The sequence below is a fragment of the uncultured Allofournierella sp. genome, from assembly GCA_944382705.1.
GTDB lineage: Bacteria > Bacillota > Clostridia > Oscillospirales > Ruminococcaceae > Allofournierella.
Genome location: CALWNE010000032.1, coordinates 23241 through 47344 on the forward strand (window position 1 = coordinate 23241; position 24104 = coordinate 47344).

The following is a 24104-nucleotide window of genomic DNA, read 5'->3' on the forward strand; positions in this document are numbered from 1 at the left end:
CCAAAAAGTTGTACTCCCGCTGCGCACCCTTTGGCAACAAAAAAAGAGAAGGCAAAACCGCCTTCTCTTTTTGTTGCCAGGGGCATCAATCGTTGTTGGAGCGTGCAAAGATGCGCAGCAGATACAAAAACAGATTGATAAAGTCCAGATACAGCTGCAAGGCTGCCAGAATGGACATCTTTTTAGACATTGTTTCGTCGCCGGCATAGGCAAAGTAGATTGCCTTGATTTTTTGGGTATCGTAAGCGGTGTAGCAGGCAAACAGAACCACGCCCAGCATACTGTACACCACACTTGTTCCACCCAGGAACAGTGCGCTGAGCACTCCTGCCACCAGCATGGCAATCAGGCCAAAGGTGAGCATGGGCTTCCAGCTGGTAAGGTCCCGTTTGGTCATGTAGCCGTAGGCAGCCATTGCACCAAAGTACAGGGCGGCCGCACCAAAGGCCATGAGCACATCCCCCAGCTCAAAGAGCCACAGATAGGAGCTGAACACCAGGCCATTTACCAGGGCGTACACAAAAAACAGAACCCGTGCACTGGCCACGCTCATTTTTTCCACCCGGGCGCTCAAAAACACCACCAGCAAAATTTCTGCCAGGCCCAAAATCCAAAACATACCCGGCACCTGAAACAGCACCGCCCCCAGGTTGGTGGCATAGGCAGCCACCGCCACGCCAAAGGTGGTTAACAAACCAAAAAACATCCACAAAAAGGTTTTTGCGGTGTAGTCGCTCAAGGTCTCGTACCGAAAGCCTTCACTCAAAGGAATAGTGCTTTGCTGATAGAATCCATCCCAACGGTTTGACTCCTTCATAAAATATCCCATCCTTTCTTACACAGTTTCGTGTACACTGCTTATTTTACACGCATTTGTAATTAAAATCAAATTCTTTTATAATAAAGTAGCCTGCCAGTTTTATCCGGCAGGCGGTTGTTTTGTTTGCTGCACACAAGGAGGCGATTTTCCCCCCATGCCGTTTGGTTTGTATCTTCATATTCCCTATTGCCTGGCCAAATGCCGGTACTGCGACTTTTATTCTGCCGGGGGCAGCCAGCTGGTTCCCCAAACCTATGTGGACGCTCTCGCCGGGCGGATTCATCAATTCCGCAGCCTGGGCCAGCTTTGCCCCCAGCCGGATACGGTTTATTTTGGCGGTGGAACTCCCAGCCTGCTTACCCCTGCTCAGGTCGCCCAGCTGCTGCAAGCGGCCTGCCCGGCCCCCGGTGCGGAAATCACCCTGGAAGCCAACCCGGAAACGGTGGACGCCGCCCGGCTGGAGGGCTTTTTAAAGGCCGGGGTCAACCGGCTGAGCCTGGGGGTGCAAACCGCCTGGGACGAAAGCCTGGCCCGGCTGGGGCGGCCCCACACAGCCCAGCAAAGCCGCCAGGCCCTGGCGGATGCCCGCCGGGCTGGTTTTAAAAACATCACCGGGGATATTATGATGGCCCTGCCCCAGTACAGCCGGGCCGAGTTTGACGCAACCCTGGACCTGCTGGCAGAGGGCGGCGTGCAGCATATCTCAGCCTATCTGCTTAAAATCGAGCCGGATACCCCCTTTGGCCGCAACCCGCCCCAGCACCTGCCCAGCGACGAACAGGCAGCGGATTTTTACCTGTATGGGGTGGAACAGCTGCAAAAGGCCGGGTTTGCCCAGTACGAGATCAGTAACTTCAGCCGTCCCGGCTTTGAGGGGCGGCACAATCTGCTGTACTGGAACTGCCAAAACTACCTGGGGCTTGGCCCCGGCGCCCACAGCTGCGTGCAGGGCCAGCGGTTTTACTGGCCCGCCCAAACCAGCCAGTTTTTGCAGCCGGAGGCACAGCCGGTGGCGGACGGCCAATGTGATGGGCAGGATTATCTCATGCTCCAGCTGCGCCTGACCGCCGGGCTGGACCTGGAGGAGCTGGCCAGCCGGTGGGGTATCCGGCTAAGCCGCCGCCAGCAGCTGTTTGTGGAGCAATGCATCCGCCAGGGCTATGCCCGGATGGAGGGCCGCCGCCTGTGCCTGACGCCCCAGGGTATGCTGGTGCAAAACAGCATTCTGTGCCAGCTGATGGACTGATGATTTGCATTTGTGAGGTGTTTTTATGCGTCGTTTTTTAATTTACCTTGCCGGGGCGGTGCTGGCTTTGGGCTGCTGCCTCTTTGCAGGCTGCCAGGCACCCAGCCAAGGGGCTGGGCCCGCTCCTTCCGCTGCCCCTTCCCCCACTGCCACACCCCAGCCAACCCCCACGCCGGAGCCTACCCCGGACCCCCAGCAGGTGCTGGCCCAGGCAGGCGCCGATACCATGGCCTGGCTCACCGCTCAGCCCGGCTTTGAGGATTTGGATTTAACGGTGCAGGAGGGCTACCCCTACTTTTTGGCGGTGAACCGGGCCGCCAACACCGTAACCGTTTACACCGCCGACCAGGAGGGCCGCTATACCCAGCCCTATATGGCCATGGTGTGCAGCGGCGGCAGTGCCACCCCGGTGGGCCACTGGACCACCCCGGTGAACTACCCCTGGCGGCTGTTGGAAGGCCCCTGCTATGGCCAGTATGCCACCCGGATTCACGGCTCCTTCCTGTTCCACTCGGTACCCTACTACACCCAGCACAAGGACGATTTGGAATACGATGAATTCAACAAGCTGGGTTCCATTGCCTCGCTGGGCTGCATCCGGCTGGCGGTGGTGGATGTGCGCTGGATTTACACCAACTGCCCCATTGGCACCCCGGTGGCCATCTACGACGATGAGGCAAACCCCGGCCCCCTGGGCAAACCGGACACCATTAAAATTGACCCCACCGACGAGACCCTCCGGGGATGGGATCCCACCGACCCGGACCCGGCCAACCCCTGGGGCACCCAATATCTGGACGGCACCGCCATTCGCACCGAAGCCGCCCAGGCAGACTGGCAAGCCTTTAAAGCCAGCGAGGCGTTCACCCAAAACCTGACCCCCACCGACCTGCAAGGCTGGAGCCACGACAGCGCCCTTGTGGGCACCCGTGGTTAAGGCAGCATAACCCCTTTGCAAAATGCCATAACGCAAAACAACACCGCTTTCTCCCTTGAGAAGGCGGTGTTGTTTGTTTCTTTTTAAAAGCAAGGTCAGGAGTGCACTCCCTGAAATGCCACGGGTGCAGCCCCAGCGGCCTTATAAAATTGCAGCCAAAGGCACAAGCCAATCCGGCAAAAATCCCCCGTTGTGTTTGGCTTATGGCCCACAAAATCTGCGAGCCGATTCCCCCAGGGCAAAAAAGGATGGATTGCCTTGGGGTCAACTTCTTAGAGATACAGCTGCTCCTGCCGGCCTGCCAGCAAATCCTGCTGGAGCTGCTGGTGCTCCTGCTCAAAGGTTACATAAAGGCCCTGGGCCAATGCATCCTGCTGCCGCTCACAGGCACAGGCAATGCGGGCCATGGCCTCTACCCCGTTGGTGGGCAGGCGGTGGCAGCAGCCTATAAGATACTGCATAGCCACCGGCAGGTACTGCACGGTAAAATCCGCCATATTGCGGGCCTGGGCAGGGTCGTTATCCAGCAGCTGCCGCAAGGCGGTGCAGGCGGTCAGAATGCGCCGCAGCTGCCAGGCCGCCATGGGGTTTGCGGCAAACACCGTTTGCATCTGCTCCAAGGCCTTTACTGCCCCCCGCAAACTGCCCTCAGACTTTTGCTCCAGGGTAAGATGGGCAGGAAATTCCACCCCAGTGCCCACCGGCTGTTCCTGGGTGTGGATGCCAACCCCGGCGGCAGGCTTATGCCCTTCCGACAGGGCGGCGGAGGTAAGCAGCAGCGCCGCCACCAGCACCGGCAAAGCCCCCACACGGAGTGCCACCGAAAGGCCATAGTTGCTGACCGGCACCAGCACCGAGACGGCGGCCAGCATATAGCAGACGGCTGCCAAACTCCAACAAATGTATTTTTTCATGGGCAAATTGCCCCCTCTCTGCAAACTTCAAAGGGCCTCTGCCAGCGTTTTTTCCCCGCCGCAGAACCCCTCCTCACAAGGGCCGGATGTCAGACCCTCTGGCCATTATAGCACAAACGGCCCGCCCCGCAAAGGGGCGAGCCGCAACTTATGCTTAAAATCGCAGGGTAAGGGGGGCAAATTTCATAGTTTTAGCCCCTGAATGCCTTATTTTACCTGGGGCAGGCTGGCCGCTGCTGCACTCTGGCCCACACGGCGGGTCATCTCATCGGGTGCTTCGGGGCGGAACTTCAGTTCGGGGTATTCCTCGTCCATTACACGGGCAGCGGTTTCCAGAATGATGTCACCACCCCGGCCGCTCATTACACGGCCCATCATCTGCACATGATGAATGTCGTAGAACTGGGCATACAGGCCCATGGTGTGGCCCAGGTAAACACCAATGCTCTCGTATACCTGAATGGCACGGGGGTCGTTCTGCTCCATCAGAGCCTGCACCACCTTCAGCCGCTTTGCGGGGGGCTCGCTCTCGTCCAGCGCAATGCCGGCACGGGGGGCCAGCTTGTTTACACCATCCTGGCTAAAGTACTTTACGCCGCAGCCAATGTCGCCGCTCCACTCATCCTCCATGGCGTCGGGCTGGGCGTCCACCGGTGCAAAGGCAAGCTCGTTGAGCCAGCCGCAGATGTTGCCCTCGCCATCCACATAGCCCACAGCCTCGCTGGTGCCCATGGCAATTCCCATAATGCCGTTTTCGCCCAGGCCCATGGCGCCGGCCAGTGCGGATACATCGCCGTCGTTGGCCACCACCACAGGGATTTCATACCCCAGAATACGGGACAAATCCTCCGCCGCACGGGTGTAGATGTTTTTTACCTTGGCGGCAAAGTCCTCCTTGCTTACCTTCAAAAACAGGCTGGCAACCATGCACTTGTTGTCTACATATACGCCAGCGGAAGAAACACCAATGCCGTCCACTTTGCGGCCTTTTTCCAAAATCTTGGCAGCGGCGGTCTGCATGGCAGCCAAAATGCCCAGATAGTGGTAGTCCGGGTTGGTGTTCACCTTGGGGTACCAGACCACTTCTTCGCTGTAAATGGTTTCGCCGTCAATCACAGCGCTGACCTTGCGGTCGGAACCGCCGGCATCAAAGCCGATGCGGGCGCCATTGGTGTGGCGGCCCACGCTCTCGGTTTTCTGGAACGGAGCGGGCTTCTGGTCGTAGGGCAGGCTTACCACCTGGAATTCCTGCTCATAGACGCTTTCCATAAACTCTTTGTCAAAGGCACGGCTGCCCTTGGCCGAGTAGGCCTCGGCAATTACCCCGGCCAGCTTTTCGCTGCCGCAGATGTACACCTTATAGCCGCCCCAGCTCCACAGCAAAAACTTTACCAGCCGGTCCACATAGTAGGCATCCGCCTGCTCCATTTCGGGGGTTTCGTACACCTTGCACTCCCAGGTGCCAATCTGGCCGCCGCTGCGCTCCACCGCAATGCACAGGGGCTTGGAGGCACCCTTTGCATACTGCTTAAAGAACAGGCCCAGGGGGATAAACCCCTCGTCCAGCTGGGGCAGATTCTTGACGGGGATTTCCACATTTAAAAACTTCATGCTTCTGTCATCCTTTCATCACAAACCGCCCTCGCCACCCTTTTGGACCGGGGCAGGGCTTCTTTCTGCCCTTATTGTAGTGCATGGCTCCAAGCTGCGTCTATTGCCAAGCGGCCACGCTATTTGCACATTCATCCACTTTTAGCAAATCAAGATTCAAATTGTACAAACCGAAAAGTATTTTCCTGTGGAATCTGCTCATAGCCCCCTGGCGTGCCGCCGCCAGTGCTTTGCCGCCTCTTGCACAAAAAAACACCCGCACCCAACGGGTACGAGTGTTTTGAGGGATGATTGCACCGCCGGGCAGGGTTACAGCACCTTGGACAAAAATTCCCGCAGGCGGGGATTTTTGGGGTTGCCGAAAAATTCTTCGGGAGGTTCGTCCTCCTGCACCTGGCCTTCGTTGATAAAGATAACACGGTTGGCCACCTCACGGGCAAAGCCCATTTCGTGGGTTACCACCACCATGGTCATGCCGCTTTCGGCCAGCTCCTTCATCAGCTCCAGAACCTCGCCCACCATCTCCGGGTCCAGTGCGCTGGTGGGTTCGTCAAACAGCAGCACATCCGGGTCCATGGCCAGGGCACGCACAATGGCAATGCGCTGTTTTTGGCCGCCGCTCAGCCGGTTGGGGTATACATCCGCCTTATCGGCCAGGCCAATGCGCTCCAGCAGCTTCATGGCCTGCTCGTCGGCCTGCTCCTGGGTTTTCAGCTTGAGCTTTACAGGTGCCAGGGTAATGTTTTGCTTTACGGTCAGATGGGGAAACAGGTTGAAATGCTGGAACACCATGCCCATCTTGCGGCGCAGCTGGTTAATATCGGTATCCGGGCCGTTTACCAGCTGGCCTTCAAAGATAATTTCGCCGCCGGTGGGGGTTTCCAGCAGGTTCAGGCAGCGCAGAAAGGTGGATTTGCCGCAGCCGGAAGGGCCTACCAGCACCACCTTGTCCCCCTTGTTGATGGTCAGGTCCAGGCCGTTGAGCACCTGTACCGGGCCGTAGCTTTTTTGCAGTTTTTTAACCTCGATCACTCTGAGCCAGTCTCCTTTCCATTGCATGAATTGCCTTTTCAATCAGCAGCACCAGTACTAAGTACACCACCGCAACCGCCAGCAGCGGGGGGAAGGCATCCCAGGTTTGACTGCGGATGATATCGCCGCCACGGGTCAGGTCCCGCAGGCCGATGTAGCCGGAAACCGAGGTTTCCTTCAGCAGGGCAATAAACTCGTTGGCCAAAGCAGGCAGCACATTTTTGACCGCCTGGGGCAGAATGATGGTTTTCATCACGGTGCCGTAGGGCAGGCCCAGACTGCGGCCCGCTTCCATCTGGCCGGGGTCGATGCTCATAATGCCGCTTCGGATGGTTTCGGCCACATAAGCGCCGGAGTTAATGCCAAAGGCAAAACAAGCCACCACCACCGAGCTGATGTTCACGCTGCCAAAGATAACAAAGTACATAATCAGCAGCTGAATCATCACAGGGGTACCACGGATGATGGTAAGGTAAATCTTGCATACCCAGTTCAGTGCCTTCAGCAGAGCACCGGGCCGGCCGGATTTATCGTGACTTACCCGTACCACCGCCACCAATGCGCCCAGCACAATACCAATCAGCAGGGCAAAAAAGGTGATGATGAGGGTATTCTGCAAGCCGCTGACCAGGTATTTCCACCGGTCCTCGGCCAAAAAGTTCTGGTAAATATGAATCTCCCAGAACTCAGCAAGGGCATTGTTCATGAAAGTTCCTCCTTGGTTAAAGTTATAATGGTTTATGCACACCAGCAAAGCAGGGGCCGGCGATACCGGTCCCTGCTTTGTTGGGTTTTATCTTAAGCATTATTGAGCAGCTACCATGCAAACCAGCACGCTTTCGGCGTAGCCGTCGGTAAAGTCCACATTCTTGAGGCGCTCCTCGGTAATGGTAAGGGTGGAAGCACCGAAATCTGCCTTGCCGCTGTTGACTGCTGCCAGAACGGCATCAAATTCCATGTCCTGAATCACCAGCTCATAGCCCAGCTTATCGCAGATAGCCTTGGCAATGTCCGGGTCAATGCCCACAATCTCCTCTCCGTCCAGATATTCATAGGGCGGGTAGGTGGCGTTGGTGGCCATAACCAGCTTGCCGTTGGGGTATTGGGTGCCTTCGGGGGTGGTGTAACCCTTGGTGGTGTCTCCATTCAGGTAGTATTCCAGGATGGAGTCCAGGGTGCCTTCCTCCCGCAGCTGGGCAATGGCCTGGTTGAACTGCTCGGTCAACTGGGTGTTGCCCTTTTTGATGGCAATGCCAAATTCTTTGCTGCTGAGGGGTGTTTCAAACACTGCCAGCTGCTGTTTTTGCCCCATAAAGGCAGCAGCAGACTGCTTATCCAGCACCACCACATCCACCTTGCCCTGCTCCAGCGCACTCACAGCGTCGGCATATTTGGTGAACTGCACCGGGGTGCATTCCAGGTTGGAAACAAAGGTATCGCCAATGGTGCCCTGCTGAACGCCCACCTTTTTGCCTTCCAGGTAGGCCGCCGGGTCAGCGGTCAGATCCAGCGAGGCTGTGCCGGAAAGGGAGCCTGCCTGACTTTGTGCGGAATTCACCGTGGAACCTCCAGCCGAGTATGTACCGCCGCAGGCTGCCAGGCTCAAAGCCAGCAGCGCTGCCAGACCCAGGGAAAGAAACTTTTTCATCATAACACAATTCCCCCTTGTTGAATCTCCCTCTGCTCACCCGTTTGCAGGGTGAGCCAGCGGTGTGCTGTTACTCCTTGACCATGCAAACCAGAATGCCCTGGGAGTAGGTGTCGGTAAAATCCACATTCTTCTGCCGTTCTTCGGTGACGGTGAGGCCTGCTGCACCAAAATCTGCCTTGCCGCTGTTCACCGCTGCCAGAATGGCGTCAAACTCCATATCCTGGATTACCAGCTCGTAGCCCAGCTTGTCGCAGATGGCTTTGGCTACTTCCGGGTCAATGCCCACAACTTCCTCGCCTTGCAGGTATTCGTAGGGGGGATAGGTGGCGTTGGTGGCCATAATCAGCTTGCCGTTGGGGTACTGGGTGCCTTCGGGGGTAACATAGCCCTGGGCACCCTCGGTGCCGTTGATGTACTTATCCAGAATGGCATCCATGGTGCCGTCTGCCTTAATTTCCGCAATGGCCTGGTTGAACTGCTCGGCCAGCTGGGTGTTGCCCTTCTTGACCGCAATGGCAAATTCGTCCTGGGTCAGCTGGGTTTCAAACACAGCCAGATTGTCCTTCTGGTTTATAAAAGCCTGGGCGGGCTGCTGGTCAATTACAATGGCATCCACCTTGCCCTGCTCCAGTGCGGTAACAGCGTCGGCATATTTGGTGAACTGCATCACCTGGCAGTCCAGGTCACTGGCGAACTTGTCGCCGGTGGTGCCCTGCTGCACGCCTACCTTTTTGCCTTCCAAAAATGCAATGGGATCGCCGAACAGGTCCACCCCTGTTTGAGCGGTAGAGCCGGAGGCAGAGGTGCCGGTGCTGTTGGTTTGGCTTTCGGAATTGGTACCGCCGCAGGCGGCCAGGCTCAAGGCCAGTACAGCGGCCAGGGCCAGAGCAATTACTTTTTTCATGGTACGATTACACTCCTCATAAAAACACAGATTATTTTGCATAAACTTTTAGTCCAACCGGTATGTCCGGCAGGGCACGGATGCTTGCTTGCCTGCCCTGCCTTGGACCGTGTATTTAGTATATATGTATATTTATGCTTTGTCAACGCATTTTTATGAACTGCATTTTTTTCAGCAAAACAGCCTTATCTCAGGTTTTTATTGGGGGTTAAAGCCGACATCCTGCACAATTCGACCCTTTGTTTTTGCAAAAAAACAGACTCATCTTGTTTTGGCAGCCTGTCAAAAATGTATATTTTTATTAAATATTCATTTTATTATGCATTCAAACCCGCTGTCTGTTCCTCCTGGGCCAGCTGTTCCATCAACGCCAGCACCCGGCCAGCCTGTTGTTCGGTGTATACAGCCAGAATGCGCCACTGCTTGCCCTGGGCATCCCAGGGGCAAACCTCACCGGCCACCAATCCCTGCTGCTCCAGCTGCTCCCACTGGGCGGTGGCTGCCTGCACCAGCAGGGTGCCATTGGCGCAAAGCTGCACCTCATACCCTGCCGCAACCAGCCCCTTTGCCAGATTGGTTTGCTGGCAATCCAGCACAATCCGGGCCTGCTCCAGATAGCTTTCCTCCTGCTCCATGGCAGCCAGGGCCGCCGCCTGGGCCGGTGCACTCACCAGCTGCTGGGGGCCGCAGCTGCCCAACTTGCTGCGAAAATCCCCATCGCCGCACACGCACCAGGCAATGGGCAGCCCTTCCATCCCAAAGCTGGCGGCAAAATCATCCATCACCAGTAGCTGAGGGCAGTAAATGGCATCCTGTTTAAGAGAGTGCTCCTGGGCCTGATGGGTCAGCTCCAGCAGGCTTTCATCCACCACCAGCCAGCTGCCCTCCTTGTGGCAGGCAGCGGCCAGGGTCAGCCACTGCTCCCGGCTGGGCTGCACACCCCAGCCGGGGTTGGCAGCCAGCACCATGCCTACGCCTTGCAGCCGCTGTTCCAGCTGGGCCATGTCCAGCCCCTGCTGGGGCGTTGCGGGCAGCCAGGTTTCCACTTCATAGCCAGCCTGTTTGAGCAGTGCCTCATCCTGGGCCATGCCGGGGCCAACCACCAGTACCTTTTGGGGGCAGATGGCCCGGCTCACCTTCCACAAAAGCTGGCTGCGGCCTGCCTCCACACAAATTGCCTTGGCCAGCAGGTCATACCGCTGGGCAATGGCCTGGCGCAGGGCCTTGCTGTCCGGCTCTGCCGGGCTGCCCACTGCCTGCTGGGCCGCTTTGCGCACCGCCGGCGGCATTCCCAGGGGATTGTGCAGCCGGTCGGCCCCAATGGGCTGGGGCTGTTCCAGCTCCGGCAGCGGCTCCAGGCCCAAAAAGGCCCGCAGATTGTTCATGCACTCCATGGCTTCCCGGTAGCCCTGTTCATACAAATTGCGCAGCTTGTGTACATCCCGCTCGGTGCGGCTCACCCGCACCGGTGTTTGGGGCCGGATGACAAAAATCTTGCCTTCCTGCTCCAGCTGGTCAATCAGGTCCATCCGCCGGTTGTACTCCGTTGCCTGGTTCAGGCAGGCATCAATCAATTCCGGGTGGTTTTTATACCGGCGGCGGTACATGGTTTCCACCGCAGCCCCCTGGCTTTTTTTGCGGAACCCCTTCTGCCGGGTCAGCACAAGCACAATCTTGCCCGCCTCAAAGGGCAGCTCCTGGGGCAGGGGCACGCTGCACGCAATGCCGCCATCCAGGCACACATCACCGTTTACTTTTACCATGCTGCACAGCAGGGGCATACTTGCGCTGGCCCGGCAGGCGTCAAAAAATCCCTCGCCCATCTCCTTGCTGCTGTAAAACATGGGCTTGCCGGTGCGGCAGTTGGTGGCCACCGCCCACAAGGTCTGGCTGGAGGCATAGAATTTTTGGTAATTAAAGGGCAGCAGAGTTTGGCTTAATTCTCCAAATACAAAGTCAAAATTAAAAAAACTAAAGCTCTTGAGCAGATGCGAAGGGCCCATATACCGCTTGTCGTGAACATAGGTCAGGTTAATATCCCGGCTGCGGCCCGGCTGGCCGGACAGGTAGCTCAATCCGTTGAGCGCACCTGCCGAAACCCCCACCACATTGGGCAGATACAGCTGCTGCTCCATCAGTGCATCCAGCACACCAGAGGTGTAAATCCCCCGCAGTGCACCACCTTCCAAAATCAGTGTGCTTGTTTGTTTCATGCTGGTTCCTTCTTCCTTAAAATATATAATGGTAAATACAAACCGAACAAGCCCGGCCGGCGGCACTGCCCCCTGCCGGATGTTTAACTTTCATTATAACACGCCTTGGGCAGAAATGGTATCCAGCCATGGTTTTTGCACAGAAAGCCCGGCCATTGGGCCAGTGCTTGCCGCAGGCGGCATACCCCTTTGAGCATGGCAAAAAACCAGCCCCGGCAAACAAAAAGTCTCTGCCCGCAGCGGTGTGCAGGCAGAGACTTTTTTGTGGTGGAGCTGCAAAGGCAACCTTTTTTGCGCAAAGTGTTGGGGCGTGCTGCCGCTGTGTGCAGGCTGGGGACTGCTTCGGTTTATCCTAGCGCTTCTCCCATCCTTTGCATCAGTGGTAGTACCGGCCCACCATCTTATCCAGGTCCATTACGGCCTTTTCGGCACCCTTGGCCACCTTTTTGGCTACCTTCTTCATCTTGCGGCCATTTTTGCCGGTGGAGGCCATGCTCACGGCACCCGCCGTTACCATCATGGCAGCGGCTGCACCGGCCGCACCTGCGGCCATCATCGTTTTTTTATTCATGCGTTTTCCCTCCTTTGCGGGGAAGTGTTCCCCATCGCTCGCCTGGGCTGTTTGTGGCGATTTCCAGGCGTTAGAGCTAGTATTTCCTGCTTTTATTGGTGCATACATCTTTTTTTACAGCAGTTTTTGTGCTAAACTGAAACAGACTGAATCGAATTTTCGTCCATGGAGCGGCATTGCACAGGGATAAACTTCCCGTTGCTGCCGCCCCTGCCCTTGGTACCAATTCCAGCTGCGCTGGCCCGCCGGGGGCATCTTGCAAAGGAGTGACCTTTTTGAAACAATCTGCACCCAAAACCGTTTTATGCATCCATGACCTTTCCGGCATTGGCCGGTGCAGCCTGGCTGTGGCAACACCGGTTCTGGCTGCTATGGGACATCAGCCTGTGATGCTGCCCACCGTGCTGCTTTCTTCCCATACCGGGGGGCTGGGCCAGCCTGTGGTGCATAACTTGCCCGGCCATGGCCAGGCGGCTTTGGAGCACTACCACAAACTGGGCTTTACCTTTGACTGCATCTATTCCGGCTATCTTTCCAGCCCGCAGCAGCAGGAGCTGGTGGAGCAGGCATTTGCCCTGTGGCCCCAAGCCCTTAAAATTGTGGACCCGGTCCTGGGGGACCATGGCCGCTTTTACACCGGTATGGAGCCCCTGGTGGAGGGTATGCGCAGCCTGTGCCGCCAGGCGGATTTGATTCTGCCCAACCTCACCGAGGCCTGCTTTTTGCTGGGCAAACCCTATCAGGAGGGTGAGTTCACCCCAGAGCAGGCCCAGGCCCTGGCGGACGAGCTGAGCCAAACCTTGCAGCAGGCGGTGGTCACCGGTCTGCCCATGGCCAAGTATCTGGCCTGTGCCGGTTCCAATGGCCGAACCCGCTTTCTGGTAAAACGGCTGCGCCTAAACCGCAGCTACCCCGGCACTGGCGATTTGTTTGCCTCGGTGCTCACCGGTGCCCTTCTGCGGGGCAACGCCCTGAGCGCAGCGGTGGACGCCGCCGCCGGTTTTGTAAGCGAAGCCATCCAAAACACCGACCCCGCCGCCGAACCCGCCTTTGGCGTTTGGTTCGAGCCGCTGCTGGGCCGCCTGTGCGAAAGGAACTGACCCATGCCCACCATTAACATTGTACTTGTGGAGCCCCAAATCCCAGAAAACACCGGCAACATCGCCCGCACCTGTGCCGTAACCGGCGCACGGCTGCATCTGGTGCGGCCCCTGGGCTTTGAAGTAACCGACAAACATTTAAAGCGGGCCGGGCTGGACTACTGGCACCTGCTGGACATCACCTATTACGATGGTTTGCAGGACTTTTTTGAACGCACCCAGGGCCCCTACTACTACTTTACCAGCAAGGGCTGCCACCGGCACACCGATGTGCAGTATCCCGACGGCAGCTATCTGGTGTTCGGCCGGGAGGATGCCGGCCTGCCGGAAGCACTGCTGTACGAAAACCAGTCCAGCTGTGTGCGGCTGCCCATGCGCAAGGGGGTGCGCTGCCTAAACCTTTCCAACTCGGTGGCGGTGGGTGTGTATGAGGTACTGCGCCAGTGGGATTTTGAAAACCTGGAGGACCAGGGCCAACTTACGAACTATGAATGGAAGTGATACAGATGCGTAAAATCGCCGTTTTAACCGACTCTGCCTGTGACATTCCAGCAGACCTGGAACAACAATATGGCATTGACATCCTGCCCTTCGTGATTACTCTGGACGGCCAGAGCTATGTGGAGCGCAAAGACTTTACCTTCGACCAGTACTACCAGATGCTGCGAGAGGCAAAAGGCACCCCCAGCACCGCCCACATCACCGCCATGCAGTTCTGCGAGCAGTACTGCCGCTATGTGGACGAGGGATATACCGATGTATTGCATGTGACCATCAATGCAGGGGGCAGTGCCACCTACGATGCCGCCGTCATGGCCCAGGACCTTCTGCGGGAGGAACGCCCGGACCACACCCTGCGCATTCATCTGGTGGACAGCCACACCTACTCCTTTGTATACGGCTGGCCGGTGTGCGAGGCAGCCCGGCTGCTGCGCAACGGTGCCGAGATGGACTATGTGCTCAGCCTGCTGAACAAGGCATTCGCCAGTGCCGAGGTGGTGCTCTCTGCCTTTAGCCTGAAGGTCATGAAAAAAAGCGGCCGTGTTTCTGCCGCTGCTGCCTTTGCCGGCGAACTGCTGGGACTGCGGCCCATCATCAGCCTGGTGGACGGCAAAAGCTCGGTGGAGGCCAAGGTGCGGGGCGATGCAGGCGTACCTGCTGCCATGATTCGGCTGGTTAAGGAGCGTGCCGCAGATTTGGGCGAGGATTTCTCCTACATGATCGGCTGCACCGACATTGACGCTGTGGACGACCTGGTTCAGCAATGCAAAAAGGAGTTTGGCTGCGCACCCCACCATGTATTCAAGCTGGGTGCCGCCATCGCCAGCAACACCGGCCCGGATGCCCTGGCCATTGTGTACAACGGCGCTCCTCGTCGATAAACCTTGTTTTTTGCAAAAAGTTTTGGCCCCGGGGCTTGCCCCAGGGCCTTTTTTTTGTTAAAATACCGGGGTGCCGCAGTGTTTGACGGCACAGAGCAACTTATGATTTTAGGCTCTCCCAGCCTTCTGGCTGGGCCCACCCCCGCAGCGTTGGCAGTTCTGTGGGGATAAAATCTTTCTGCCGGAGAATAAAACTATGAATACAAAACGCCTTGTTCGCTGTGCCATGGTGGCAGCCATCTACACTGTGCTGTGCCTGGTCTTTCTTCCCTTCAGCTACGGTGCTGTGCAGGTTCGCATTGCCGAGGCACTCTGCCTGCTGCCCGTGTTCGGCCCGGAATACATTGTGGCCGTTACCCTGGGCTGCTTTTTGTCCAACCTGCTGGGCTCTACCCTGATGGATGTGGTGTTTGGCACCGCAGCCACCCTGCTGGCCTGTGTGGTTACCTACCTGCTGCGCAATGTGCGCTTTGGCAAGCAGAAGCTGGCCATTGTGCCCAGCCTGCCCCCGGTGGTATCCAACGCCATCATTGTGGGTGCGCTCATGCTCACCTTCCTGATTCCCGAAGCTGAGGCAACCCTGCCTGCCGCTTTGTGGAACGGCTTTACCGTTGGCGTGGGCGAAATCATCAGCTGCACCATTCTGGGTGTTGCCCTGGTTTGCCTGATTGAGCGGGTACCTGCTCTGCGCCGGCTGTTTACCGAATAAGAGCGTTTTACACCAAAAAGGAGCGCACCATGAATCCTCCCCGCCTTATTTTATGGGATTGGAACGGCACCCTGCTGGACGACCTGGACCTTTGCATCCAGTGCCTGAACCAGCTGCTGGAACGCTGGGGCTATGCCCAGCGGTACGATTTAAATCAGTACCGTTCCATCTTTGGCTTTCCGGTACGGGATTACTACCGGACTGCCGGGTTTGATTTTGACCGCCATCCCTTTGATGTGCTGGCCCAGGATTACATGGAGCATTACCTGCCCGCCGCCCAGCAATGCGGCCTGTGCGCCGGTGCATTGCAGGCTCTTACCGCCCTAAAAGCCGCCGGGATTCCCCAGGTGGTGCTGTCCGCCAGTCCCCAGTCTGTCCTGGAGGAGCAGGTGGCCCAGCGTGGTCTTTCTGGCTTTTTTGATAAGTTGCTCGGCCAGAACGACATTTACGCACACAGCAAGGTGGAAACCGGCCTGCGGTTTATGGCCACCCAATCCATCGACCCTGCCCAGGTGGTCATGATTGGGGACACGCTCCATGACTTTGAAACCGCCCAGGCCATGGGCACCCAGTGCGTGCTCTGCGCCCAGGGCCACCACAGCGCCCAGCGGCTGCAAACCACCGGTGCGCCGGTGCTGCAAACCCTTAGCCTGCTGCCGGGTATGCTGGGGCTGTAAACTCTCTCAAATACAACAAAAATTCCCCAGGGATGCCATGCACCCACTGGGGAATTTTTTCTTATTTTATGCCGTTTATGCCACAAACAGAAAAACGGCCAAAAAGTGCATCAGGCTGCCTGCCAGAATAAACAGGTGGAACAGCTCGTGGAACCCCCACTGCTGGTTGATGTTGGGCCATTTGGCAATGTAGAACACAGCCCCAACGGTGTAGCACACCCCGCCCGCAGCCACCAGGGCCAGGCAGGCCCCCGGCATGGATGCAAAGGAGGAAAAATCCAGCAGGATGGACCAGCCCATGGCCAGGTAAATCAGCGTGCCAATCCAGCGGGGGGCGTCCAGCCAAACCAGCTTGAACAAAATCCCCAGCACCGCAGCCACCCACAAGCCGCCCAAAAACAGTTCCCGGCGGCCCGGCTGCATATAAGCCACACAAAAGGGGGTGTAGCTGCCCGCAATCAGCACATAGATCATAGCGTGGTCCAGCTTGCGCAGCCGCCGCAGGCCGGGGGCCGCACACCGGGCATAGTGGTAGACGCTGCTGGCAGAATACAGCGCCACCAGCGACAGACCAAACAACAGGCACCCTGCCAGCACCAGCCCGCTGTTGCCCTGCACAATGCTGCGCACCGCCAGCAATGCGGTTGCGGCCAGCCCTCCAATGGCACCCCAAAAATGTGTATAACTGCTTACAGGCTCCCGCCCTTTTGCAAAATAGCGGCTCATGAAGTAGCCTCCCTCCCTATTTAATCTAGTTTTAAATACTATATTTCACATTTATTATAACCGTTCATGCCGTAAAATGCAATGTTAACAAAAAATTTCACAGTTTGGGCCATGGTGTTCCTTTACAGAAGCCCTGCCATGTTGTATTATATTAAAATGAAGTAGTATGGGTGCATAGCATCCGTGGGGTATTTTGTAGCTTTTTCAGCTCAAAATTACCGTACACTGCTGCTCTGCCCGCCGGGAATCGCCGATCTTACACCGACCAGCGTTTTCCAAGAATGCTTAAAATGTAGAATGTGAGTGATCGAGTTTGGCATTTTTAGACAAAATCTTTGGTACCTTTTCGGATAAAGAGCTGAAGCGTATTCGCCCCATTGCAGACCAGGTGGTTGCAATGGAAGCCGAGATGGCTGCTAAATCCGACGAGGAATTGCAGGCCATGACCCCCGCTCTGAAAGAGCGTTTGGCCAAGGGCGAAAGCCTGGATGATATTCTGCCCACCGCCTTTGCCGTTTGCCGTGAGGCCAGCTGGCGTGTGCTGGGCATGAAGCACTTTCCTGTGCAGATTATTGGTGGTATTGTGCTGCACCGTGCCTGCATTGCTGAGATGCAGACCGGTGAGGGCAAAACCCTGGTGGCCACCCTGCCCGTTTACCTGAACGCCCTCACCGGCAAAGGTGTGCATGTTATTACTGTAAACGACTACCTGGCCCGCCGTGACTCCGAGTGGATGGGCAAGCTGTACCGTTGGCTGGGCCTTTCGGTGGGCCTGATTGTGCAGGGCATCGACGCACGCCAGCGCCACGCCGCCTACCAGGCCGATATTACCTACGGCACCAACAACGAGTTCGGGTTCGACTACCTGCGTGACAACATGGTGGTATACAAAAAGGATATGGTGCAGCGGGGCCATTACTTTGCCATCGTGGACGAGGTGGACTCCATCCTGATTGACGAAGCCCGCACCCCCCTCATCATCAGCGGTAAAGGCGATGATTCCAGCCAGCTGTACCAGCAGGCGGATCAGTTTGTAAAAACCCTGAAGATGAGCAAAGTGGCAGAACTGGACGACAAGGAAGACCAGGACGCTCAGGTGGAAGGCGACTATGTGGTGGACGAAAAGCACAAGACCGCCACCCTGACCCAGAGCGGCATCGAAAAGGCCGAGGCTTACTTCCATGTGGAAAACCTCTCGGACGCTGCCAACATGACCCTGTCCCACCACATCAACCAGGCCATCAAGGCCCGTGGCGTGATGCAGCGTGACATCGACTATGTGGTGCGGGACGGTGAGGTTATCATCGTGGACGAGTTCACCGGCCGTCTGATGATTGGCCGCCGCTACAACGAGGGTCTGCACCAGGCCATCGAGGCCAAGGAAGGGGTTAAGGTTGCCGCCGAAAGCAAAACCCTGGCCACCATCACCTTCCAGAACTACTTCCGTATGTACGAAAAGCTGGCCGGCATGACCGGTACCGCCAAAACCGAAGCGGATGAATTTTTGGAAATTTACGGCCTGCAAATTGTGACCGTACCCACCAACAAGCCCCGTCTGCGCAAGGATGAGCCGGACAGTGTGTACAAGAGCGTACAGGGCAAGTACGATGCGGTGATCCGTCAGGTGGCGGAGTGCTACGCAAAGGGCCAGCCTGTTCTGGTTGGTACCGTAAGCATCGAAAAGAGCGAACTGCTCAGCAAGCTGCTGAGCCGCCAGGGCATCAAGCACAATGTGCTGAACGCCAAAAACCACGAAAAAGAGGCCGAAATCGTAGCCCAGGCCGGCAAAAAGGGTGCCGTTACCATTGCCACCAACATGGCAGGCCGTGGTACCGACATTATGCTGGGCGGCAACGCCGACTATCTGGCCAAGGCCCAGCTGCGCAAGGAAGGCTATGCCGAGGAACTGATTGCCGAGGCAGACGGCCATGCCGAGACCGACAACCAGGAAATTCTGGCTGTGCGTGCCCGGTATGAGGAGCTGCTCAGCCACCACAAGGCCACCATCGCCCAGGAGGCCGAGGAGGTGCGTGCTGCCGGCGGTTTGTACATCATTGGTACCGAGCGGCACGAAAGCCGCCGGATTGACAACCAGCTCCGCGGCCGTTCCGGCCGTCAGGGCGACCCCGGTACCTCTCACTTCTTCCTGAGCCTGGAAGACGATTTGATGCGCCTGTTTGGCGGCGACCGTGTACAGGGCCTGATGAACACGCTGGGCCTGGACGACGATACCCCCATCGAAAACAAGATGATTACCAACACCATCGAAGGTGCCCAGAAAAAGCTGGAGGCTCAAAACTTCAGCATCCGTAAAAATGTGCTGCAATTCGATGATGTTATGAACAAGCAGCGTGAAATCATCTATGGCCAGCGCCGCAAGGTTCTGGATGGCGAAAACCTGAAGGAAACCCTTCGCAGCATGATGAAGGACAACATCGAGGCCAGTGTGCAGAGCTTCTGCGCCGGGGATAAACCCAGCGAATGGGATTTGACCTCCCTGCGCCTCCATTACCTGGGCTGGCTGACCCTGGACACCGACCTGCATTACGACGATGCAGCCCTTGCCACCCTGAAAAAGCAGGATGTTATCGACTTCTTTATGGAGCGGGGCAACCGTGTGCTGGATAACAAAGAAAAGATGTTCGGCGCTCCCATCATGCGTGAGCTGGAGCGTATGTGCCTGCTGCGCAATGTGGACAGCAAGTGGATGGACCACATCGACGCCATGGACCAGCTGCGCCAGGGCATCTACCTGCGCAGCTACGGCCAGCGTGACCCTGTGGTGGAATACCGCATGGAAGGCTTTGAGATGTTTGACGCCATGATTGACAGCATCAAAGAGGACACCGTGCGTATGCTGCTGACCATTCAGCTGAAGGTTCAGCCCAACCCCGCAGCCGCTCCCAACGGCCAGGCCCCCGGTGCCGACCAGCAGGACGCCCAGCCGGTGGACCCCTCCACCGTTGTAAAGCGGGAGCAGGTTGCAAAGCCCGCCGGTGATGCCGCCGTGCCCAGCCGCGGCAGCAATGGCCCTGCCAAGGTGGTAAAAATCGGCCGCAACGACGAATGCCCCTGCGGCAGCGGCCAAAAGTGGAAAAAGTGCACCTGCAAGGAGTATCACCCCGACCTGTAAGGTCTGCCCGCTCTTTGCTGCACTTACCTAAAGCAAACAAAAAAGCATCCGCCGAGTTATCTTCGGCGGATGCTTTTGTTTTTATTCACAGTTGGCAGATTTTGCGCTGCCTTTGGCAACTTGGCAAACCCGGTGCAGCAGCTTGCGCTTACCTGCGGGCACATTCACCCTCCTGCCCTCGCATAACAGCCAGGCCGTGGCCGATGGTATGCAGGAATACATCCATGCTTTCCTGCACTGCCTTGGGGCTGCCGGGCAGGTTTACAATCAGGGTTTTGCCCCGAATCACCGATGCCCCACGGGAGAGCATGGCACGGGGAGTAATGGCCATGCTGGCCGCCCGGATGGCCTCCGCAATGCCGGGAGCCTGCCGGGTGGCCACCGCCAGGGTGGCTTCGGGGGTAATATCCCGGGGCGAAAAACCAGTGCCGCCGGTGGTAAGAATCAAATCCAGCTGACGCTGGTCACACAAACGAATCAGATGCCGCTGCAAGGCCGCCTGTTCGTCCGCCAGCAGCAGGGTTTCCACTACCTGGTAGCCCTCCTGCTCCAGCCGCTGCACAATGGCCGGGCCGCTTTCGTCGGTGCGCTGTCCCCTTGCGCCCTTGTCCGACAGGGTGATAACCGCCGCCTGGAAGGGCCGGGGCTGGGTGCGGGGCTGAATGGTCATTTCATCCCCCACGGCAATGCAGCCGCCCTCCACCACCTTGGCAAACACGCCTTCACGGGGCATGATGCAATCGCCCATTGCCTTGTAGATTTCACAATGGCTGTGGCACTCCTTACCAATCTGGGTCATTTCCAGCAGCACCGAGCCGCAGCGCAGCAGGGTGCCCACCGGCAAACTGCGGAAATCAAAGCCGGAAACCACCAGGTTTTCGCCAAAGGCCCCAAAATCAATGTCCGCTCCCTTTTGGCGGAACGCCTCAATTTTATCGTAGGAAAGCAGGCTCACCTGGCGGTGCCAGCTGCCGCCATGGGCATCCCCCACAATGCCCCATTCCGGGGTAAGGGTCACCTGCTCCACCGGGTGCTTTTGCACCCCTCGTACTTCCGAAATACAAATCGCCTTTACAATGCCCACGGCAATTATCCTCCAATCTGCGCCATACGGCGGTACTCTGTAATATCCTGTGCCTGGTTAAAGCAATGGGCCTTGGGTTTTTGGGCAATGGCCTGGGCAATGGTTTGCTCCAGCAGAGCCTGGCTGGCGCCACTGCGCAGCAGCTTGCGTAAATCCACCCCCTGCTCGTAGCACAGGCAGGGTTTTAGCTGGCCGGTGCTGGTCAGGCGTACCCGATTGCAGCCATCGCAAAAGCCATGGCTTACCGCATCAATCCAGCCAATGCGGCCCAAAAGGCCCTCCGCAGCCTCATACCAGGCAGGGCCGTTGCCCCGCCGTTCCTGCACCGAATGCAGGTCCGGCCATTCCTCCAGCAGTTCACGGTGGGCCAGCGCAGGGTTATAGCCCCCGCCTGCTGCCCCCTCGCCAATGGGCATCAGCTCAATAAAGCGCACATCCACCGGCCATTGCGCTGCAAGCCGGGCCAGAGGCTTAATCTGGTTTGCGGTATCCGCCAGCAGCACACTGTTGATTTTTACCCGCAGCCCGGCCTGCATGGCTGCCTGAATGCTCTCCAGCACCTGGGGCAGCCCGGCAAAGCCGGTAATGGCCTCATACTGTGCCGGGTCCAGGGTATCCAGGCTTACATTCACCGCCTCCAGCCCTGCCTGGGCCAGGGGCTTTGCCAGCGGCGCCAGCAGCAGGCCGTTGGTGGTCAGGGTTACATTGCGGCAGCCCGGCAGAGCGGCCAGCTCCTTAATAAACTCCACAATGCCCCGGCGCACCAGGGGTTCGCCGCCGGTAATTTTAAAGCAGTTGATGCCCTGGGCAATGGCTGCACGGGCCACCTGCAAAATTTCTTCATACCTCAGAATGGTATCGTGTTCGGCCCAGTCTATCCCCTGGGGCATACAGTACCGGCAGCGCAGGTTGCACCGGTCGGTGACGGAAATGCGCAGATAATCAATGCTGCGCCCATAGGAATCCTGCATAGGGCACTCCTTTTCCCTTTTTGTGGGGCACCGCCCCAAAAAGCATTGTAGTTCTTTTGCTATAACGATTGTAACGATTTTGTCGTTCAAAGTCAATTACTGTGTGGCCGGGCCAGCCAATACAGCACGCTGGGTCTGCCGCCGGTGGAATAATCCACCTGAGACTCCACCTGCCCGCTCTGGGCCAGATAGGCCACATAATGGCGCACCGTTACCACCGAAAACCCCACCCCATGGGCAATCTGCTCGCAGGTCAGGCTCTGGGTCTGCTGGCGCAAAAACTCCAAAATCAGGGCCAGGGTTTTTTCCTGCAAGCCTTTGGGGATGGGCGCCTTGGCGGGCAATGCCTGGGTGGGGCTATGCAGCAGCCCATCCAGCTCCTGCTGGCTCATGGTGGGGCACTGCACCGCCGCCCGGCGCCAGTGGAAGGTGTCCAGCGCCTGCTGGAACCGCTGGTATTCAAAGGGTTTTACCAGATAATCCACCACGCCCAGCCGCATGGCATTCTCCACGGTGGGTGTGTCGCTGGCAGCGGTAATCAAAATGGCATCCACCTGCACCCCGGCACTGCGCAGCTGCCGAAGCAGCTCCAAACCGCTCAGCTCCGGCATATACATATCCAGCAGCAGCAAATCCACCGGGTGAAACCGCAGATAATCCAGCGCAGGCTGGCCCCGGTTAAACTCCTTTACCACCACAAACCGATCATCCTTTTGGGTATAGCGGCGGTTGAGCATGGCCACCATAGGATCATCCTCCACAATCACCACCTGGTAAGGCAGCTTGCGTTCCTCCTGCATCATAGGTCTTTTTCCTCCTGTTGTACCGGCACATTGATGGTAATGGTGGTACCAAGCCCCGGTGTGGACTCCACCCGGATGGTACCGCCGTAACTTTCCAGCATCTGCTGTACCAAAGCAAGGCCGGTGCCTCGGCCCTCGCCTTTGGTGGAATAGCCCTGCTGGAACATCCGCTGGCACACATCCGGCTCCATGCCACAGCCGCTGTCCTCCACACAGATGAGCAGGCCTTTTTCCTCCTCCAGAATGCAAACCTCCACCTCCCGCACTGCCCCGCTGGCCACATGACGGAAGGAATCGAAGGCGTTTTCAATCAGATTGCCCAAAATCAAAATCATGGCATGGGTAGAAAGGCAGCGGCTGCCCTGGAGCAGCTTGCTGGAAGGGTCCAGGGAAAAATGCACCTGCAATTCCTGGGCACGGCTTAATTTGCCAATCAGCAAGGCTGCCACAGAAGGCTCCTGGATGCGCTTGGTTATATCCCCGGTGGACTGGGCCCGTGCCTTGGTCAGCTCCAGCACATAGCGTTCCGCTTCCTGGTATTCCTCCAGCTGCAGCAGGCCCAAAATCACATGGAGCTTGTTCATAAATTCGTGGTTGTTGGCCCGCAGTGCCTCCATCACATGGCGCACGCCGGTCAGATCCTGGGCCAGCCGCATCATCTCGGTTCGGTTGCGGAAAATGGCCACTGCCCCAATGATTTTGCCCTCCTTGCGCACCGGCACCCGGTCTGCCAGCACCTTTGCATCCTGCAACGAGCGCAGGGGCACATTGTATTCCGGCTGGCCGGTTTGCAAAATACGTTCCAGCGTGCTGGCCGGGTATACCTGGTGCAGCTTTGCCCCCAGGGGCTGCTGAGCATCCAGGTGCAGCATCTCCACCGCTGCGGCATTCACATACACAATCCGGCTGGCTGCATCAATGGCCAGCACCCCTTCCTCCAGTGCATCCCATACCTCGGTGCGCTGATCCACCATCTGGGCAAACACATTGGGCTCATAGCCCTTTAGTTCCCCTTTAATCTGCACCGCCATGCGCCGGGCCAGTACCGCACCAATCAGCACCGCCACCACGCCAATGAGCAGGTACTGGGCCAGTGTAAGGCCCACCACTGCATACACAAAACGCTCATGTACCCCTGTCATCACATAGCCCAGCAGCTGCTGGTCCTGGTACACCGGGGCAAAGGCACAGCGTTCCAGCCCATGCTCCGTTTTCATGCGCTGCGGGGCCAGGCTTTCCCCAGACCTGGGCAGGGTAACATAGTCGCCGGACCAGCGGCCGCCAAACACAACCACCTGCCCCTGGGGATCGGCCACCAGCACCACATCCACCCCTTCCATCTGGGCGGCTACCGCCTGCACCAGCTCCTTGTCCTGATTTTGGCCGGTCATCAGCAGCCGTTTTACGGTATCGGTCTGGGCCAGCACGGCCGCCATCTCCTGCATATGCTGGTTCTGCATGGTTTCGCTGGTGTGCATATTCAGGCACAGGCTGCTCACCAGCCCCAGCAAAAGCGCCGCCACAATGCCCAGAACGCTCAGCAGCGAAAGCTGGCTGGTGAGGGTATTTTGCACTTTGTGCAGCAATTTCAAGGGTTTCATAACGGGCGGGCTCCTCCTT

The 24104-nt window shown here is 57.6% G+C and carries 22 protein-coding genes; 8 read left to right on the forward strand and 14 right to left on the reverse strand.

What is annotated here, in order from left to right; genetic code table 11:
* Positions 1-85 precede the first annotated feature (85 nt).
* Positions 86-817, reverse strand: coding sequence for a Bax inhibitor-1 family protein (locus tag ACH2EM_RS04255; protein WP_395150865.1), 732 nt, complete (start codon positions 815-817; stop codon positions 86-88).
* Positions 818-974: 157 nt separating this feature from the next.
* On the opposite strand from ACH2EM_RS04255, the gene hemW reads away from it, so the two are divergent.
* Both hemW and ACH2EM_RS04265 read left to right on the forward strand, forming a co-directional pair.
* Positions 975-2066, forward strand: a complete 1092-nt coding sequence (gene hemW, locus ACH2EM_RS04260) for a radical SAM family heme chaperone HemW (RefSeq protein ID WP_395150866.1) — start codon at positions 975-977, stop codon at positions 2064-2066.
* 25 nt (positions 2067-2091) lie between these two features.
* Positions 2092-3003, forward strand: a complete 912-nt coding sequence (locus tag ACH2EM_RS04265; protein ID WP_395150867.1) for a L,D-transpeptidase — start codon at positions 2092-2094, stop codon at positions 3001-3003.
* A 272-nt stretch (positions 3004-3275) separates the two neighbouring features.
* Here the strand turns inward: ACH2EM_RS04265 and ACH2EM_RS04270 are convergent, their stop codons facing one another.
* The 8 genes from ACH2EM_RS04270 to ACH2EM_RS04305 all read right to left on the reverse strand — a co-directional run bounded on the left by ACH2EM_RS04270 (position 3276) and on the right by ACH2EM_RS04305 (position 11899).
* Entirely contained in the window at positions 3276-3917 is a 642-nt protein-coding gene (locus ACH2EM_RS04270) for a hypothetical protein (protein ID WP_395150868.1), read from the reverse strand.
* Positions 3918-4124: 207 nt separating this feature from the next.
* The gene (locus ACH2EM_RS04275; protein ID WP_395150869.1) at positions 4125-5528 is read right to left on the reverse strand and encodes an ROK family protein; all 1404 of its coding nucleotides are present in this window, start codon (positions 5526-5528) and stop codon (positions 4125-4127) included.
* A 309-nt stretch (positions 5529-5837) separates the two neighbouring features.
* The gene (locus ACH2EM_RS04280) at positions 5838-6560 is read right to left on the reverse strand and encodes an amino acid ABC transporter ATP-binding protein (RefSeq protein ID WP_395150870.1); all 723 of its coding nucleotides are present in this window, start codon (positions 6558-6560) and stop codon (positions 5838-5840) included.
* Positions 6547-7266: an amino acid ABC transporter permease gene (locus ACH2EM_RS04285; protein ID WP_395150871.1), complete on the reverse strand. Its 720-nt coding sequence runs from the start codon at positions 7264-7266 to the stop codon at positions 6547-6549. Before ACH2EM_RS04285 ends, ACH2EM_RS04280 begins: the two co-directional genes overlap by 14 nt.
* A 99-nt stretch (positions 7267-7365) precedes the next feature.
* Positions 7366-8211: a transporter substrate-binding domain-containing protein gene (locus tag ACH2EM_RS04290; RefSeq protein ID WP_395150872.1), complete on the reverse strand. Its 846-nt coding sequence runs from the start codon at positions 8209-8211 to the stop codon at positions 7366-7368.
* Between the two features lie 67 nt (positions 8212-8278).
* Positions 8279-9115: a transporter substrate-binding domain-containing protein gene (locus ACH2EM_RS04295; RefSeq protein ID WP_395150873.1), complete on the reverse strand. Its 837-nt coding sequence runs from the start codon at positions 9113-9115 to the stop codon at positions 8279-8281.
* Between the two features lie 317 nt (positions 9116-9432).
* Positions 9433-11328 (reverse strand): aminotransferase class I/II-fold pyridoxal phosphate-dependent enzyme, encoded by a 1896-nt coding sequence (locus ACH2EM_RS04300; protein ID WP_395150874.1) that lies wholly within the window; start codon positions 11326-11328, stop codon positions 9433-9435.
* A 376-nt stretch (positions 11329-11704) separates the two neighbouring features.
* Complete coding sequence (locus ACH2EM_RS04305; protein WP_395150875.1) at positions 11705-11899, reverse strand: hypothetical protein; 195 nt, start codon at positions 11897-11899, stop codon at positions 11705-11707.
* A 275-nt stretch (positions 11900-12174) separates the two neighbouring features.
* Between ACH2EM_RS04305 and ACH2EM_RS04310 the strand changes: the two genes are divergently transcribed.
* The 5 genes from ACH2EM_RS04310 to ACH2EM_RS04330 all read left to right on the forward strand — a co-directional run bounded on the left by ACH2EM_RS04310 (position 12175) and on the right by ACH2EM_RS04330 (position 15767).
* A complete protein-coding gene (locus tag ACH2EM_RS04310) occupies positions 12175-12999 on the forward strand; it encodes a pyridoxamine kinase (RefSeq protein WP_395150876.1) in 825 nt (274 codons plus the stop codon).
* Positions 13000-13002: 3 nt separating this feature from the next.
* Complete coding sequence (locus ACH2EM_RS04315) at positions 13003-13500, forward strand: tRNA (cytidine(34)-2'-O)-methyltransferase (RefSeq protein ID WP_395150877.1); 498 nt, start codon at positions 13003-13005, stop codon at positions 13498-13500.
* Between the two features lie 5 nt (positions 13501-13505).
* Positions 13506-14381, forward strand: coding sequence for a DegV family protein (locus ACH2EM_RS04320; RefSeq protein WP_395150878.1), 876 nt, complete (start codon positions 13506-13508; stop codon positions 14379-14381).
* 196 nt (positions 14382-14577) lie between these two features.
* On the forward strand, positions 14578-15090 hold the full coding sequence (locus tag ACH2EM_RS04325) for a QueT transporter family protein (protein ID WP_395150879.1): 513 nt from the start codon (positions 14578-14580) through the stop codon (positions 15088-15090).
* A 29-nt stretch (positions 15091-15119) separates the two neighbouring features.
* Entirely contained in the window at positions 15120-15767 is a 648-nt protein-coding gene (locus ACH2EM_RS04330; RefSeq protein ID WP_395150881.1) for an HAD family hydrolase, read from the forward strand.
* Between the two features lie 75 nt (positions 15768-15842).
* On the opposite strand, the gene ACH2EM_RS04335 is transcribed toward ACH2EM_RS04330, so the two are convergent.
* The gene (locus tag ACH2EM_RS04335; protein ID WP_395150882.1) at positions 15843-16493 is read right to left on the reverse strand and encodes a hemolysin III family protein; all 651 of its coding nucleotides are present in this window, start codon (positions 16491-16493) and stop codon (positions 15843-15845) included.
* 313 nt (positions 16494-16806) lie between these two features.
* Here ACH2EM_RS04335 and secA point away from each other — a divergent pair, with 313 nt between their 5' ends.
* Positions 16807-19626, forward strand: a complete 2820-nt coding sequence (gene secA, locus ACH2EM_RS04340) for a preprotein translocase subunit SecA (protein WP_395150883.1) — start codon at positions 16807-16809, stop codon at positions 19624-19626.
* Between the two features lie 148 nt (positions 19627-19774).
* On the opposite strand, the gene ACH2EM_RS04345 is transcribed toward secA, so the two are convergent.
* From ACH2EM_RS04345 to ACH2EM_RS04360, 4 genes are all read right to left on the reverse strand, one after another.
* A complete protein-coding gene (locus tag ACH2EM_RS04345) occupies positions 19775-20710 on the reverse strand; it encodes a molybdopterin-binding protein (RefSeq protein ID WP_395150884.1) in 936 nt (311 codons plus the stop codon).
* 5 nt (positions 20711-20715) lie between these two features.
* Positions 20716-21681 (reverse strand): GTP 3',8-cyclase MoaA, encoded by a 966-nt coding sequence (gene moaA, locus ACH2EM_RS04350; RefSeq protein ID WP_395150885.1) that lies wholly within the window; start codon positions 21679-21681, stop codon positions 20716-20718.
* A gap of 92 nt (positions 21682-21773) precedes the next feature.
* Complete coding sequence (locus tag ACH2EM_RS04355; protein ID WP_395150886.1) at positions 21774-22484, reverse strand: response regulator; 711 nt, start codon at positions 22482-22484, stop codon at positions 21774-21776.
* Entirely contained in the window at positions 22481-24085 is a 1605-nt protein-coding gene (locus tag ACH2EM_RS04360) for a sensor histidine kinase (protein WP_395150887.1), read from the reverse strand. The genes ACH2EM_RS04355 and ACH2EM_RS04360 overlap by 4 nt, the downstream gene beginning before the upstream one ends.
* Between the last annotated feature and the right edge of the window lie 19 nt (positions 24086-24104).